Source organism: Microbacterium stercoris (genome assembly GCF_017592545.1).
GTDB lineage: Bacteria > Actinomycetota > Actinomycetes > Actinomycetales > Microbacteriaceae > Microbacterium > Microbacterium stercoris.
In genome coordinates this window covers 101,276-115,365 of the sequence record NZ_JAGFOA010000007.1, presented here as the reverse complement: position 1 = coordinate 115,365, position 14,090 = coordinate 101,276, and the positions used below count along the sequence as shown (strand labels likewise).

Sequence of the window (14,090 nt, the reverse complement as noted above, 5' to 3'; positions counted from 1 at the left end):
GCCCCGATTACGTTGGTAGACATGCCCCGCAGTGTTCGCATCGCCACCGTCAACGTCAACGGCATCCGCGCCGCCGCCCGCAACGGGATGGGGGCATGGGTCGACGCATCCGGCGCCGACATCATCACGCTGCAGGAGGTGCGCGGCGAGCTCGAGCACCTCGAGGCCGCCCTCCCCGGCTGGCGCGTGATCGCCGACGCCTCCCTGCAGAAGGGCCGCGCCGGCGTGGCCATCGCCTCGCGCGAGGAGTGCGCCATCTCGCGCATCGAGCTCGGCGACGACGCGCTCGAGTCGAACGGACGCTGGCTCGAGGCCGACTTCGAGTTCGGCGGCGAGACGCTCACGGTCGTGAGCGCGTACGTGTTCACGGGCGAGGCGGACACCCCGGCCAAGCAGGATCCCAAGTGGGCCTTCCTCGATGCCATGGAGCGCCGGCTGCCCGAACTGTCCGCCGACGGCGGGCTGGCGGTCGTCACCGGTGACCTCAACGTCGCCCACAAGCCCTTCGACATCCGGAACTGGAAGGGCAACGTGCAGAAGTCGGGCTTCCTGCCTCGCGAGCGCGCGTACTTCGACCGCTTCCTCACGCCCGAGGGCGAGCCCGTCACCGGCCAGGAGGGCCAGGGCCGCGGGCTCGGCTACGAGCGCAGCGACACCCGCGCGTTCAGCAAGGGCGCCACCGGCCTCGGCTGGGTCGATGTGGGGCGCGCCGCGGCCGGTGAGGTCGACGGTCCCTATACGTGGTGGTCGATGCGCGGCAAGGCGTTCGACAACGACTCGGGCTGGCGCATCGACTATCACCTCGCCTCCCCCGCCCTGGCCCCGCGCGCCTCCGGCTATCGCGTCGACCGCGCCCCCTCCTACGACACGCGCTGGAGCGACCACGCGCCGGTCGTCGCCGACTACGCCCTCGGCGAGTAGGGCTCTCCGCGAGGAGGAGCATCCGTTCGGGAACGTAGGATCGACTGGTGACCAAGCAGCGCCTCTACTCCGGAATGCAGCCCTCCGCCGACTCGCTTCAGATCGGCAACTACATCGGGGCTCTCCTGCAGTGGCGCGGCATGCAAGACGAGTACGACGCCTTCTTCTCGGTCGTCGATCTGCACGCCCTGACGCAGCCGAACGACCCGGCCGAGCTGCGCGAGAAGACCCGTCGCACCGCGGCCCAGTACATCGCCGCCGGCATCGAGCCGTCGAAGTCGACGCTGTACGTGCAGTCGCACGTGCGCGCCCACGCCGAGCTCGCGTGGATCCTGTCCACGATGACGGGCTTCGGCGAGGCGAGCCGCATGACGCAGTTCAAGGACAAGTCGAGCCGGTACGGCGCCGAGCAGACGAACGTCGGCCTGTTCACCTACCCGATCCTGATGGCGGCCGACATCCTGCTGTACCAGACCGACGTGGTGCCGGTCGGCGACGACCAGAAGCAGCACGTGGAGCTGACGCGCGATCTGGCCGAGCGATTCAACAAGAAGTACGGCGAGACGTTCACGGTGCCCAAGCCGGTGATCCAGGCCGAGACCGCGCGCATCTACGACCTGCAGGAGCCGACGTCGAAGATGTCGAAGTCGGCCGAGTCGCACGCCGGTGTGCTGTGGCTGCTCGACGACCCGGCAGTGACCGCGAAGAAGATCATGCGCGCGGTCACCGACAACGACGGCTCCGTGCGGTACGACCGCGCCGAGAAGCCGGGCGTCTCGAACCTGCTCACGATCTACTCCGCGCTCTCGGGCCGCCCGATCCCCGAGATCGAGGAAGAGTACGCGGGCCGCGGCTACGGCGACTTCAAGAAGGGCCTGCGCGACGTGGTCGTGGCGGAGTTCGAGCCGGTGCGAGCGCGCGCCCTCGAGCTGCTCGACGACCCGGCCGAGCTCGATCGTGTGCTCGCCGCCAACGCGGATCGCGCGGCGGAGGTCGCCGACACCACCCTGTCGGCCGTGTACGAGCGCGTGGGCCTGCTGCGTCGTGGGTGATCCGGTCGTCCTCCAGACCGCCCGGCTGATCCTGTCGCGGCCCGAGGAGGCCGACATCGACGCGATCTTCGCCTACTGCCAGGATCCGCTGGTGCAGGCGTACACGACGGTCCCGTCGCCGTACACGCGTGAGGACGCCGTCACGTTCGTCGCGCTCGTCGAAGAGTGGTGGCAGTCGGGGTCGGAGCTCGTCTGGGGGATCCGCGACGACGAGGGGCTCGCGGGCACGATCGCCCTGCACCGCATCGCGAATCGCGGCGCAGAGATCGGCTGGGCACTCGCTCCTCAGGCTCGCGGCCGCGGCTACATGACCGAGGCGGTGCGGGCAGTGCTCGACTTCGCGTTCGGTCCCCTGCGCCTCGAGCGCGTGGAATGGCAGGCGATGGTCGGCAACCACGCCTCCGCGGCCGTCGCGCAGCGCGTCGGCTTCCAGTACGAGGGACTGCGCCGCAAGGCGCAGCACCGGCGCGGCACCCGCCACGACGGCTGGCTCGCCGGCATCCTCGCCACCGACGCGCGCACCCCCCAGGCCTGGCCCATCTGAGCCATCCAGGGCAGGATGGCCGCATGCCGGAGATGCCCGAAGTCGAGGGACTGGTCGAGTTCCTGCGCGAACGAGCCACGGGGCTCGAGATCACACAGGCGAGGGTCGCGTCGATCTCGGCGCTGAAGACCTTCGATCCTCCTCTCGAGTCGCTCATCGGCGCGAGCATCACCGGCGTCGCGCGGCACGGCAAGTTCGTCGACCTCGCCACGAGCGGGCACCACCTGGTGTTCCACCTCGCGAAGGCGGGATGGCTGCGCTGGCACGAGAGCCTTCCGACGACGGTGATCAAGCCCGGGCGCTCCCCGATCGCGCTGCGGGTGGGCTTCGGCGACGGATCCGGCTTCGACCTCACGGAGGCGGGAACGAAGAAGTCGCTCGCGGTGTACGTCGTGCGCGATCCACAGCACGTCGAGGGCATCGCCCGGCTGGGCCCGGATCCCCTCGGCGACGAGATCACCCGAGATGCATTCGCCGAGCTGCTGCGCGGCCGCCGCACCCAGATCAAGGGTGTGCTGCGCGATCAGAAGACGATCGCCGGCATCGGCAACGCCTACTCCGACGAGATCCTGCACTCGGCGCGCATGTCGCCCTACGCGCTCGCGGCGAACCTGACCGACGAGCAGATCGACACGCTCTACGTCGCGATGCGGGACACGCTGGCCGAGGCCACCGCGATGGCGCGCGGCCGGCCGCCCGCCGAGCTGAAGGACGCCAAGCGCCGGGGCATGGCGGTGCACGCCCGGGGCGGCCAGCCGTGCCCCGTGTGCGGCGACACCGTGCGCAGCGTGTTCCTCGCCGACCGGAGCTTCGAGTACTGTCCCACCTGCCAGACGGGTGGGAAAGTGCTGGCTGATCGGCGGCTCTCGCGTCTTCTGAAGTAACGGGAATGGATCCGAGGCCTATGCGTTCGGATATTCTGAGTGCAGCACACGTGCTCCGGGGTCGGTGAGAATCCGAACCGGCGGTGACAGTCCGCGAGCCGAGGCCACAAGGCCTCGGTTGACCTGGTGGAACTCCAGGACCGACGGTGATGTGCGGCCGAGAGCCGCACGAGTCCGGATGAGAGGAAGCACGGGTAGCGTCGCGTGTCCGCGATGCCCCGCGCGTCTGTCGACCCCCCGGTATCAATCGAGGAGGTCCGGATGGCGCACAGCCCGGCAGAGCGACAGGCGATGCAGCGCGCGCTCGAGCTCGCCCGTCGTGGCCCCCGCAGCCGCAACCCGCAGGTCGGGGCGCTCATCCTCTCGCCCGACGGCGACGTGCTCGCCGAGGGCTGGCACCGCGGAGCGGGCACGGCGCACGCCGAGGTCGACGCGCTGAGCCACCTGCCCGAGGGAGCCGCGCGCGGTGCGACGGCGATCGTGACCCTCGAGCCCTGTAACCACACCGGGCGCACCGGGCCGTGCTCCGAGGCGCTGATCCGCGCGGGCGTCGCGCGCGTCGTGTACGCGCTGGACGATCCGGGCGAGACCTCGGGCGGCGGGGGCGACCGGCTGCGGGCAGCCGGCGTGGACGTCGAGCCGGGACTGCTGCGCGACGAGGCGCGAGAGCTGATCGGTCCGTGGATCACCGCGATGCGGCTCGGCCGCCCGCACGTCACCGTGAAGTGGGCACAGAGCCTCGACGGGCGCGCGGCCGCCGCGGACGGCTCGAGCCAGTGGATCACCGGCCCTGCCGCCCGTGCCGACGTGCACGCGCGACGCGCCGCGGCCGATGCCATCGTCGTCGGCACGGGCACCGTGCTGGCCGACGACCCGGCGCTGACGGCGCGCGACGGCGACGCGCTGCGCGCCGAACAGCCCGTCCCCGTGGTGATCGGCGCGCGCGAGACGCCCGCCGACGCCGCCCTGCGCCGCCACCCGCACGAGCCGCTCTTCTACGACACCCACGACCTCGAGTTCGTGCTCGCTGACCTGTGGGACCACGGTCTGCACCGCGTGTTCGTCGAAGGCGGCCCGACGCTCGCCAGCGCGTTCATCGCCGCAGGCTGCGCGGACACCGTTCTCGCCTACGTCGCCCCCGTCCTGCTGGGCGGCCCCCGCCTCGCCCTCACCGACGTGGGGGTGCCGTCGATCGATGCGGCCATCCGCCTTGCGGTGACCGATCGGATCCCGCTGGGTGACGACACCCTCTACGTCTGCGAAACACCGACAGAAGGAGCCCGCTGATGTTCACCGGCATCGTCGAGGAGATCGGCCGCATCACGGCCGTCGAGCCCTCGGGAGACGGCGTGCGGCTGACGCTGCACGCACCCCGTGCGGTCGACGGGGTGCAACACGGCGACTCGATCTCGGTGAGCGGTGTGTGCCTCACGGTCGTCGACTGGGATGCCTCGGGCTTCACCGCCGACGTGATGAAGCAGACGCTCGACATGTCCACGCTCGATGTCGCGCGCGAGGGCACCCCCGTCAACCTCGAGCGCGCCACCGCGGCCGGCGGCCGCCTCGGCGGCCACATCGTGCAGGGGCACATCGACGGCACCGGCGTGGTGCACGAGGTGCGTCCGGGAGCGCAGTGGCGTGTGGTGCGCATCGGCCTGCCCGGACACCTCGCTCCCCTGGTCGTGGACAAGGGCTCGATCGCCGTCGACGGCGTCTCGCTCACGGTGAGCGCCGTCAGCGCGGCGGGAGTCGCGGATCCGTGGTTCGAGGTGTCCCTCATCCCCGAGACGCTGACCGCCACGACCCTCGGCGAGCGCGTGGCGGGCGATCGCGTGAATCTCGAGACGGACATCCTCGCCCGCCATGTGCAGCGTCTGCTGGCCTTCGGCGCGGCCACGCCCGCCCCCACGGGCGAGCTCCCGCTGTGGGCGATCGATGTGCCGCCTGCCGACTACTCCGTGCTCGATCCGTCCCTCGCTCCGGCCCCCGATGCCGGCCGCCGCACAGAAGGAGGCTCCCGATGAGCCAGCCCGAAGCCACTCTCTCCACCGTGGAGGCCGCGATCGAGGCGCTGCGCGCCGGTCGCCCGATCATCGTCGCCGACGACGAGAACCGCGAGAACGAGGGCGATGTGATCCTGTCGGCCGAGCTCGCGACCGCCGAGACGGTCGCATGGGCGGTGCGGTGGTCGTCGGGCTTCCTGTGCGCCCCGATGCCGCAGGAGTACGCCGACCGCCTCGACCTGCCGCCGATGGTCGAGCACAACGAGGACGCCCGCTCGACGGCCTACACCGTGAGCGTCGATGCGGCGCAGGGCGTCACCACGGGCATCAGCGCGCACGACCGCGCCCGCACGCTCAACGTGCTGGCCGATCCGGACTCGGTGCCGACCGATCTCATCCGCCCGGGTCACGTGCTGCCCCTGCGCGCGGTGCCCGGCGGCGTGCGCGAGCGCGCGGGGCACACCGAGGCGGCCGTCGACCTCATGCAGCTGGCGGGTCTCGCGCCCGTCGGTGTGATCGGCGAGCTCGTCGCCGAGGACGGCAGCATGATGCGCATGCCGGGCCTTCTCGAGCTGGGCGCCCGCGACGGCATCCCGGTGATCACGATCGAGCAGCTGATCGCCCACCTGGGCGAGGTCGACCCTCGCGAGGGGGATGCCGCGCCCGCGCGGCGGCAGGTGAGCCTGCGGGCCGAGGCCACCGTGCCCACCTCGCACGGCACCTTCCGCTTCCGGGCGTACAAGGACCGCCAGACGGGCACCGATCACCTCGCGGTGATCTCGGGCGACATCGTCGGCCCCGAGGCGCTGGTGCGTGTGCACTCCGAGTGCCTGACGGGTGAGGCGTTCGACTCGCTCAAGTGCGAGTGCGGCCCCCAGCTGGACGCCGCGCTCGATGCGATCGAGCAGGACGGCGGCGTGGTCATCTACATGCGCGGCCACGAGGGGCGCGGCATCGGCCTCATCAACAAGCTGCGTGCGTACTCGCTGCAGGAGCGCGGCCTCGACACCGTCGATGCCAACACGGCCCTCGGCCTGCCCGCCGACGCCCGCGACTACGCGGCGGCCGCCGGCATCCTCGCGGACCTCGGGATCAGCCGCGTCCGACTGCTCACCAACAACACGGACAAGGTCGCGCAGCTGCGCGGCTACGGCCTCGACGTGGTCGAGCAGGTGCCCCTGATCGTGGGCATCGGCCCGAACAACCACCAGTACCTTGAGACCAAGCGCGATCGCATGGGGCACATCATCGGCGAGGAACAGCTCGCCGAGGCCATCGAGCGCGTCAACAACGGAGGAATTCGATGAGCGGACACGGAGCGCCGGAGCGCGCGCAGATCGACGGCAGCGGCCTGGACGTGGTGATCGTCGCCGGAACGTGGCACGACGAGATCACGGACGGCCTGATCGCGGGCGCGCAGCGCGCGCTCGACGCCGCGGGCGCGACGCACCACCTGATCCGTGTCGCCGGCTCGTTCGAGCTCCCCGTCGTGTCGAAGGTCGCGCTGGATGCCGGCGCCGACGCGATCGTGGCCCTCGGTGTGATCATCCGGGGCGGCACCCCGCACTTCGACTTCGTCGCGTCCGCGGCCACCGACGGCCTTACGCGCGTCGCGCTCGACACGGGCAAGCCCGTGGGGTTCGGCGTGCTCACGCTGGACGACGAGCAGCAGGGCCTCGACCGCGCGGGCCTGCCGGGCTCGAAGGAGGACAAGGGCGCGGAGGCGGCCGACGCGGCCGTGCGCACCGCACTCACGCTGCGCGAGCTGCGCACTCTGCGCCTCGCCGAGGAGCCCGAGAGCGACGACTGACGCGTCAGATCTGACACGCAGGAGAGACGGGGACCCGGCAGATTGCCGGGTCCCCGTCTTGTTGTCCGATCATCTTGCAATTCGCGCCACTGTTCGGGGCTTCCGCTCCTCGCGCTGAGCAAGTTGATCCTGGGAGTTCCATTAGACTGACACTCTGCCCAGAGGCAAGGATGCCCTGGCGCCATCTCTCCCCGTCCGATCCCCAGAAGGACCCGCATGTCCACCGCTGTCGATTCGGCGAGCTCCACGCCCGCCGCACCGGTCAACCCGCGCAACCGCGTCATCATCGCGTCGCTGGTCGGCACCACGATCGAGTTCTACGACTTCTACGGCTACGCCGTGGCCGCCGTGCTCGTCTTCCCCTTCCTCTTCTTCCCGCAGGGCGACCCGACCGTCGCGCTGCTGTCGTCGTTCGCCGTCTTCGGCGCGGCCATGGTCGCCCGCCCGATCGGCGCCGCGTTCTACGGTCACCTCGGCGACCGCATCGGCCGCAAGGCCACGCTCATCGCGTCGCTGCTCACGATGGGCATCGCGACGTTCCTCATCGGCTGCCTGCCCACCTTCAACGAGATCGGCTGGTTCGCCACGCTGCTGCTCGTGGTGCTGCGCCTTGCGCAGGGCTTCGCCCTCGGTGGCGAGTGGTCGGGTGCGGCTCTCGTGGCCACCGAGAACGCCCCGAAGGGCAAGCGCGCCTGGTACGGCGCGTGGCCGCAGCTCGGCGCCCCGCTCGGCTTCATCATCGCCAACGGCCTGTTCCTCATCATCAACGCGGCGCTTCCGGGCGAGAACGGTCAGCCGTCCGAGGCCTTCCTCTCGTGGGGCTGGCGTCTGCCCTTCCTGCTGAGCGCCGTGATGGTCATCGTGGGCCTGTGGGTGCGCTTCCGCCTGGTCGAGGCCGAGGCGTTCACGAAGGCTTCGAAGGAGAAGCGCCTGGTCAAGGTGCCCCTGGGCGAGGTGTTCCGCAGCCACTGGAAGCAGATCATCCTCGGCATCTTCTACATGCTGGCCACCTACGGCATCTTCTACACGGTGTCGACCTGGGGCCTCACCTACGGCACCAAGCCGGCCCCGGCCGGCCTCGGCGACGGCGCCGAGGGCGGCGCCTACGGCTTTGTGCACTTCGAGCTGCTTCTGATCGCGACGTGCGTGCTCTTCGGCATCACCACCCTGATCTCGGGCCCGCTGGCCGACAAGGTCGGGCGCCGCAAGTTCCTCATCTGGGTGACGATCGCGATCATCGTGTTCGGCATGGTGTTCCAGCCGCTCTGGTCGGGCGGCATCGTCGGCACCACGCTATGGCTCGCCATCGGCTTCACGCTCATGGGCCTGACGTTCGGACCGCAGGCCGCCCTGCTGCCGGAGCTGTTCCCGACCAACGTGCGCTACACGGGTTCGGGCATCGCCTACAACATCTCGTCGATCCTCGGCGCGGCCATCACGCCCTTCGTCGCGACCGCCCTGGTCGCGGCCACGGCGGGCCAGTCGTGGCTCGTCGGTCTCTACCTGGCCGGCCTGGGCGTGCTCACGCTCATCGCGCTGTTCCTGGGCACGGAGACCAAGGACGTCGACATCGAGCACTGAGCGCCTCGCTCGCACAGAACAGGATCGCCCCTCCCGCTTCGGCGGGAGGGGCGATCCTCTTCGGTTCTAGAGTCCGTAGCCCTCGAGCAGGCGCAGCCAGAACTCGCTGAGCGCCGGGTACGCGGGCACGGCGTGCCAGAGGCGGTCGAGCGGCACCTCCCCGGCGATCGCGATCGTCGCGGCATGGAGCTGCTCACCCACCCCCGGACCCACCAGGGTCATGCCGACGAGCACGCGACGGTCCTCGTCGATCACCGCGCGCACGGTGCCCTTGTAGTCATCCGCGATCAGCCCCGCGCCCGCGACCCAGCCGAGCTCGTAGTCGACGATCTTCGTGCGCAGGCCCCGCTCCTCGGCCTGCGCCGCGGTGAGGCCCACCGAGGCGACCTCCGGGTCGGTGAAGACGACCTGCGGCACAACGGCGTGATCAGCGGTGGCGACGTGGCGGCCCCAGGGCGCGTCGTCGACGGCCTGGCCCAGCGCCCGCGCCGCGATCACATCGCCCGCCGCGCGCGCTTCGTACTTGCCCTGGTGGGTCAGCAGCACCCGGCCCGCCGCATCGCCCACGACGTAGAGCCAGTCCGCGCCCCGCGCGCGCAGGGTGTCGTCGACGGGGATCAGCCCGTGCTCCCCGATCAGCTCGTCGACGCCGAGATCGCGCAGCCGCGCCTCACGCCCCATGGCCACCACGACCTCGTCGGCGGTGACCGTCTCGTCCTCGAAGCGGAGCGTGACGGATCCGTCAGACTCTCGCGTCACCGAGTCGGGCGACCAGCCCTCACGCACCGTGACGCCCCGCTCGCGCAGCGCGTCGCGCACGGCCTCGCCCGCGAAGGGCTCCAGACCCCTCAGCAGCGGACCGCGCGAGAACAGCGACACCTCGCTGCCGAGGTCGGAGAAGATCGTCGCGCCCTCGACCGCCACCACGCCGCCACCCAGCACGGCCACGCGCGCGGGGATGTGCTCGACCGCCGTCACCTCGCGACTCGTCCAGGGATCCGCCTCGCGCAGGCCGGGGATCGACGGCACCCGGGCGTCGCTGCCGGTCGCGATGACCACCGCGTGCCGTGCGATCAGCTCGATCTCGCCCTCGCCGGTGGCGACGATCACGCGCTTCTCCCCCGCGATCCGCCCCCAGCCGCGCACGAGATCGATCCCGGCCGACTCCAGCCAGCGCACCTGGCCCGAGTCGTCCCAGTGCGCCGTGACGCGGTCGCGCCGCTCGAGAATCGCGGCCGGATCCAATCCGCCGCCCGTCACCCCCTGCACGGCCTGCGCGGCACGCAGCGCCGCCCCCGGCCGCAGGAGCGCTTTGGAAGGCATGCAGGCCCAGTACGAGCACTCGCCTCCGACGAGTTCACCCTCGACGATCACCGCCTTGAGCCCGCCCTTCACCACGCGGTCGGCGACGTTCTCGCCGACCGGTCCCGCTCCGATCACCACCACATCCGTCTCACGCACCGTCATAGCCAGAAGGTAGCGCCGATCCCGGTACCGTGGGGTCATGGAGATCCTGCGTCACGTCGTGCTTCTCGTTCACCTGGTCGGCTTCGCGATCCTGTTCGGCGCGTGGGTCGTCGAGGCGGCCGCGCGCCGCTTCCAGGCCACGCGGCTGATGGACCTCGGCCTGCTCATCGCCTTCGTCGCCGGTGTGGTGCTGTGCGCGCCCTTCGGTCGCGACTACGACTTCAACTGGGCGAAGATCGGCATCAAGCTGGGCATCCTGGTCGTCATCGGCGCGCTCGCCGGCATCAGCCGCTCGCGCGCGAAGAAGAACACGCCCCTTCCGACGTGGACCTTCTGGCTCATCGGCGCCCTGATCCTCGCCAACGCGGCCCTCGCCGTGATCTGGCGCTGACCCGGTACCACCCGCAACGGCCGTCCCGAGGGGGGCGGCCGTTGCTCGTTCAGGCCGCGCCGGCCTTGCGCCGCTCGCGGTAGGCTCGCGCGGCCGTTGCTCGTTCAGGCCGCGCCGGCCTTGCGCCGCTCGCGGTAGGCCTTGGCCTTCACCCGCGCGCCGCAGGTGGCCATCGAGCACCACTCGCGACGGTGTCCGCGTGAGCTGTCCAGGTAGACCTGGGTGCACTCGGGGCGTCCGCACTCGCGCAGCAGCGCCGCCTGGTCGCCGCCGATGATCTCGATCGCCTCGCGAGCCAGCTGCGACAGCCCCTGCGTGGCCGATCCCTCGCGTCGCCACCCCTCCGCCGTCAGCACGGGCTGCGGCGGCGGGGCCGCGGCCGCGGCGTTGACGGCGTCGACCGCGGGCGCGGGCAGCTCGTGGTCGTTCATCCGCGCCCAGACGAGCGCGTAGATCGCCTCGCGCAGCGCGACGGCCGCTGCGAGATCCGCGGCGCCGGCCGCCGTGCCGCCGGGCAGGAGGCCGGACTCCAGGAACCAGGCATCGAGGTCGGATGCGGCGGCGAGCTTCTCGGTGGGCTCGTCGTTCCGGCGCGCGCGTAGCGTGCCGCAGAAGTCGAGGGCGGGAGTGCCGCAGGGGAACGCGTGAATCACATCACCAGTCTGACAGGTGACATTCACAGGATCAAGAATCGTCACCATCTTGACAGGTGACGCTTAATGCGTCAAAGTCGTCACCAGACAGACCGGTGACGATCCGATCTGCGAACCCACCACAAAGGAAAACCCCCATGGAACTCATGCTCCAGATCGCCGTCCTCCCCGTCGCCGACGTCGATCGCGCCAAGGCCTTCTACGAGGCCATCGGCTTCCGACTGGACGCCGACTTCACCAGCCCTGCGGGCCTGCGCGTTGTGCAGGTCACGCCTCCCGGATCGGCCGCGTCGGTCATCTTCGGCGAGAAGGTGACGAACGCCGTCCCCGGATCGGCCGAGGGCCTGCACCTGATCACCCCCGACATCGAGGGCGCGGTCGCCGAGCTGCGAGAGCGCGGCGCCGAGGTCAGCGACCTCTGGCACGACGCCGACGGCATCTTCCACTGGGCGGGCGAGGCCAACCGCGTCGCCGGCCCCCATCCGGATACGGACAGCTACGGCACGTACGCGTCGTTCGCGGACCCGGATGGCAACCAGTGGACGATCCAGCAGGTCGTCACGAAGTTCCCGGGTCGCTGATCATGACACTTCCCGACGGACCCCAGACCGAGGCCGTGCTGAAGACGCTGCTGATCGATGCGGCCACGGCCCACGGCCGCTACGAAGCCGAGGAACTGGGCGGCGTGTACGACGACGACTGGCCCTCCTGGTACGCCGCGCACATGGCCCAGGCCCTGCGTGACGCCGACCGAGAGATCCGAGGCCGGTCATGACCACGCGCGCGGACCGGGCGGCGGTCGCGGAGTACCTCACGGTGCTGCGCGACGCCGGCCCCGGCCTCGACCGCGCGCAGATCGAGGCGTTCGAGCGGCTCACCCCCGGCCAGCTCGACGTGCTCGCGGTGCACCTGCTCGAGCCCGCGGCGGCGCCGTCGGTCACCCCGGCCGCCGGGCCGCGCGGCAGGATCCGGGAGGCGGTGAGCACCACCCTGCTGCTCGCCGCGGCATTCGGGGTGAGCATCGCCGGCGTGGTCTGGGCGAGCGTGTCCTTCGACCCCCACAGCGATCGCGCCACCTCCATCGCGGAGCAGACCGGCATCGACGTGCTCGAGGGGCTGGACCAGACCTCGTTCGACGCGTGGTGATCGACTCGGAGGCGACCGCCCCCACGGGCGGCCGCCTCCGCCCGTGCGATCAGCCCTTCGCGAGCCCCTCGAGCATCGCGGTCAGGTGCCGCCGCAGCGCCGGGCCGAAGTCGAACGCCGCATGGGCAACATCCGGATCCGTGCGGTAGAGCTCGGCGAGCACCGGTCCCGGCGTCGCCATCTGCCACAGGCCGCCGGCGAGCGTGACCGCCGCGCTGATGACGTCGCGCGCACCCTGCGCCCCGAGTGAGGGGATGCCGGTGTGCAGCGCCTCGGCGAGCGCGACCACCTGCGCGAGTACGGTCAGCTTGAAACGGCGCACTCCCTCGGCGGAGACATTGCGCTCGAGGCTCAGCGCCGTGTGCGCGAGCAGGTCGCAGAAGAACGGGCGCGCGGCGAGCGAGTCCGCCAGCAGACGGCCAGCCGCCGCGGGCGTGCGCGCCTCGCGCAGCCCCGGCGAGACCTCCGCACCCCACGCGACCCAGTCGTCGGCGGCAAGACGCAGGAAGATCTCCTCGCGCGTCTCGAAGTACCGCAGCAGCGCCGACTTGTGCATGCCGATCTCGGCGGCGATGCCCGTGAGCGTGACGGCGAGCACACCGTCTCGCTCGCCGAGGACGCGCGCGGCGTCGAGGATCGCGCTCTCCCGCGCGCGCTTCGCCTCGTCGCTCCGAGCTCGCTGCGATGTGCTCATGCCGAGAGTTTAACGCAACGGAGTTGCATTACTAACGCAACCGTGTTTTATTAACTTCATGACTACACAGACCTGGTTCGTCACCGGCTCCTCGCGCGGCCTCGGCGAGAGCATCGCTCGCGCCGCCCTCGCCGCGGGCCACCACGTCGCCGCCACCGCTCGGCGGCCCGAGCAGCTCGCCGGGCTCACCGCGGAGTTCGGCGATCGTGTGCTCCCCCTCGCCCTCGACGTGACCGATCTCGCACAGGCCGAGGCGGCGCTCGCGGCGACGACGGCGCGCTTCGGGCGCATCGACGTCGTCGTCAACAACGCCGGCTACGCCAACCTGGCGCCGATCGAGACCGCGGACGTCGCCGACTTCCGCGCGCAGTTCGAGACCAACTTCTGGGGCGTCTACAACGTCTCGCGCGCGGCCCTGCCGATCCTGCGCGCACAGCAGGGCGGGCTGCTCGTGCAGATCTCGTCGGTCGGCGGACGCGTCGGCGGATCGCCCGGGCTCGGCAGCTACCAGGCCGCGAAGTTCGCGGTCGACGGCTTCAGCCGCGTGCTCCGCGCGGAGGTCGCGCCGTTCGGCGTGAAGGTGCTCGTGGTGGAGCCGAGCGGCTTCCGCACCGACTGGGCGGGATCCTCCATGGAGGTGGAGGCCGTGCCCGAGGCCTACGCGACCACGGTCGGCGCGCGCGCCGAATCGCTGCGCGCGGGCCAGATCAGCCCCGGCGTCCCCGAGCGCGCGGGAGAGATCATCGTGCGCGTGGCCCAGCTCGACGAGCTGCCCGAGCACCTCCCTCTCGGGGTCGTCTCGTCCGAGTGGGGCGCATCCGACGGCGAACGGCTGGTCGCCGAGTCGCGCGCCTGGGCCGCGGTCAGCCGCTCGGCCGACGAGGGCGAGCCCTACCCCGCCGAGCTTCCCGTCTGATCCGAGAGGGCCAGGCCCCCGGCCCGCC

The 14,090-nt window shown here is 71.2% G+C and carries 16 protein-coding genes, 1 pseudogene and 1 riboswitch; of the genes and pseudogenes, 14 read left to right on the top strand and 3 right to left on the bottom strand.

Features of this window, described 5'->3' with window-relative positions:
- Positions 1 to 21 precede the first annotated feature (21 nt).
- The 9 genes and pseudogenes from J5V96_RS15530 to J5V96_RS15490 all read left to right on the top strand — a co-directional run bounded on the left by J5V96_RS15530 (position 22) and on the right by J5V96_RS15490 (position 8,795).
- Positions 22 to 921, top strand: coding sequence for an exodeoxyribonuclease III (locus tag J5V96_RS15530; protein WP_208505063.1), 900 nt, complete (start codon positions 22 to 24; stop codon positions 919 to 921).
- Between the two features lie 47 nt (positions 922 to 968).
- Positions 969 to 1,973: a tryptophan--tRNA ligase gene (gene trpS / locus J5V96_RS15525; protein ID WP_208505061.1), complete on the top strand. Its 1,005-nt coding sequence runs from the start codon at positions 969 to 971 to the stop codon at positions 1,971 to 1,973.
- Positions 1,966 to 2,517, top strand: a complete 552-nt coding sequence (locus J5V96_RS15520; RefSeq protein ID WP_208505059.1) for a GNAT family N-acetyltransferase — start codon at positions 1,966 to 1,968, stop codon at positions 2,515 to 2,517. Before trpS ends, J5V96_RS15520 begins: the two co-directional genes overlap by 8 nt.
- Positions 2,518 to 2,540: 23 nt before the next feature.
- Positions 2,541 to 3,401 (top strand): Fpg/Nei family DNA glycosylase, encoded by an 861-nt coding sequence (locus J5V96_RS15515; protein WP_208505056.1) that lies wholly within the window; start codon positions 2,541 to 2,543, stop codon positions 3,399 to 3,401.
- 48 nt (positions 3,402 to 3,449) lie between these two features.
- Positions 3,450 to 3,595: riboswitch (FMN riboswitch) on the top strand.
- Between the two features lie 67 nt (positions 3,596 to 3,662).
- A complete protein-coding gene (gene ribD / locus J5V96_RS15510) occupies positions 3,663 to 4,688 on the top strand; it encodes a bifunctional diaminohydroxyphosphoribosylaminopyrimidine deaminase/5-amino-6-(5-phosphoribosylamino)uracil reductase RibD (RefSeq protein WP_208505054.1) in 1,026 nt (341 codons plus the stop codon).
- Positions 4,688 to 5,293 (top strand): annotated as a pseudogene (locus J5V96_RS15505) (riboflavin synthase); the annotation flags it as partial. The gene ribD and the pseudogene J5V96_RS15505, both read left to right, overlap by 1 nt.
- Positions 5,294 to 5,421: 128 nt before the next feature.
- Entirely contained in the window at positions 5,422 to 6,711 is a 1,290-nt protein-coding gene (ribA, locus tag J5V96_RS15500; RefSeq protein WP_208505050.1) for a GTP cyclohydrolase II, read from the top strand.
- The gene (gene ribH / locus J5V96_RS15495) at positions 6,708 to 7,214 is read left to right on the top strand and encodes a 6,7-dimethyl-8-ribityllumazine synthase (RefSeq protein ID WP_208505048.1); all 507 of its coding nucleotides are present in this window, start codon (positions 6,708 to 6,710) and stop codon (positions 7,212 to 7,214) included. The genes ribA and ribH overlap by 4 nt, the downstream gene beginning before the upstream one ends.
- Positions 7,215 to 7,430: 216 nt before the next feature.
- Positions 7,431 to 8,795: an MFS transporter gene (locus J5V96_RS15490; protein ID WP_208505047.1), complete on the top strand. Its 1,365-nt coding sequence runs from the start codon at positions 7,431 to 7,433 to the stop codon at positions 8,793 to 8,795.
- 66 nt (positions 8,796 to 8,861) lie between these two features.
- Here the strand turns inward: J5V96_RS15490 and J5V96_RS15485 are convergent, their stop codons facing one another.
- On the bottom strand, positions 8,862 to 10,262 hold the full coding sequence (locus tag J5V96_RS15485) for a dihydrolipoyl dehydrogenase family protein (RefSeq protein ID WP_208505044.1): 1,401 nt from the start codon (positions 10,260 to 10,262) through the stop codon (positions 8,862 to 8,864).
- Between the two features lie 37 nt (positions 10,263 to 10,299).
- Here J5V96_RS15485 and J5V96_RS15480 point away from each other — a divergent pair, with 37 nt between their 5' ends.
- The gene (locus J5V96_RS15480) at positions 10,300 to 10,653 is read left to right on the top strand and encodes a Fe-S protein (RefSeq protein WP_208505042.1); all 354 of its coding nucleotides are present in this window, start codon (positions 10,300 to 10,302) and stop codon (positions 10,651 to 10,653) included.
- Positions 10,654 to 10,757: 104 nt separating this feature from the next.
- Here J5V96_RS15480 and J5V96_RS15475 read toward each other — a convergent pair whose 3' ends face one another.
- Positions 10,758 to 11,306 (bottom strand): CGNR zinc finger domain-containing protein, encoded by a 549-nt coding sequence (locus J5V96_RS15475; RefSeq protein ID WP_208505040.1) that lies wholly within the window; start codon positions 11,304 to 11,306, stop codon positions 10,758 to 10,760.
- Between the two features lie 137 nt (positions 11,307 to 11,443).
- Between J5V96_RS15475 and J5V96_RS15470 the strand changes: the two genes are divergently transcribed.
- Genes J5V96_RS15470 through J5V96_RS15460 form a run of 3 tightly spaced genes read left to right on the top strand, consistent with a single transcriptional unit; the run spans position 11,444 to position 12,452 of the window.
- The gene (locus J5V96_RS15470; protein ID WP_208505038.1) at positions 11,444 to 11,887 is read left to right on the top strand and encodes a VOC family protein; all 444 of its coding nucleotides are present in this window, start codon (positions 11,444 to 11,446) and stop codon (positions 11,885 to 11,887) included.
- A gap of 2 nt (positions 11,888 to 11,889) precedes the next feature.
- Positions 11,890 to 12,081, top strand: a complete 192-nt coding sequence (locus J5V96_RS15465) for a hypothetical protein (protein WP_208505036.1) — start codon at positions 11,890 to 11,892, stop codon at positions 12,079 to 12,081.
- A complete protein-coding gene (locus J5V96_RS15460) occupies positions 12,078 to 12,452 on the top strand; it encodes a hypothetical protein (protein WP_208505034.1) in 375 nt (124 codons plus the stop codon). The genes J5V96_RS15465 and J5V96_RS15460 overlap by 4 nt, the downstream gene beginning before the upstream one ends.
- A 49-nt stretch (positions 12,453 to 12,501) precedes the next feature.
- On the opposite strand, the gene J5V96_RS15455 is transcribed toward J5V96_RS15460, so the two are convergent.
- Positions 12,502 to 13,146, bottom strand: a complete 645-nt coding sequence (locus J5V96_RS15455; protein WP_208505032.1) for a TetR/AcrR family transcriptional regulator — start codon at positions 13,144 to 13,146, stop codon at positions 12,502 to 12,504.
- A 58-nt stretch (positions 13,147 to 13,204) separates the two neighbouring features.
- On the opposite strand from J5V96_RS15455, the gene J5V96_RS15450 reads away from it, so the two are divergent.
- Entirely contained in the window at positions 13,205 to 14,062 is an 858-nt protein-coding gene (locus tag J5V96_RS15450) for an SDR family NAD(P)-dependent oxidoreductase (RefSeq protein ID WP_208505030.1), read from the top strand.
- Positions 14,063 to 14,090: the final 28 nt, after the last annotated feature.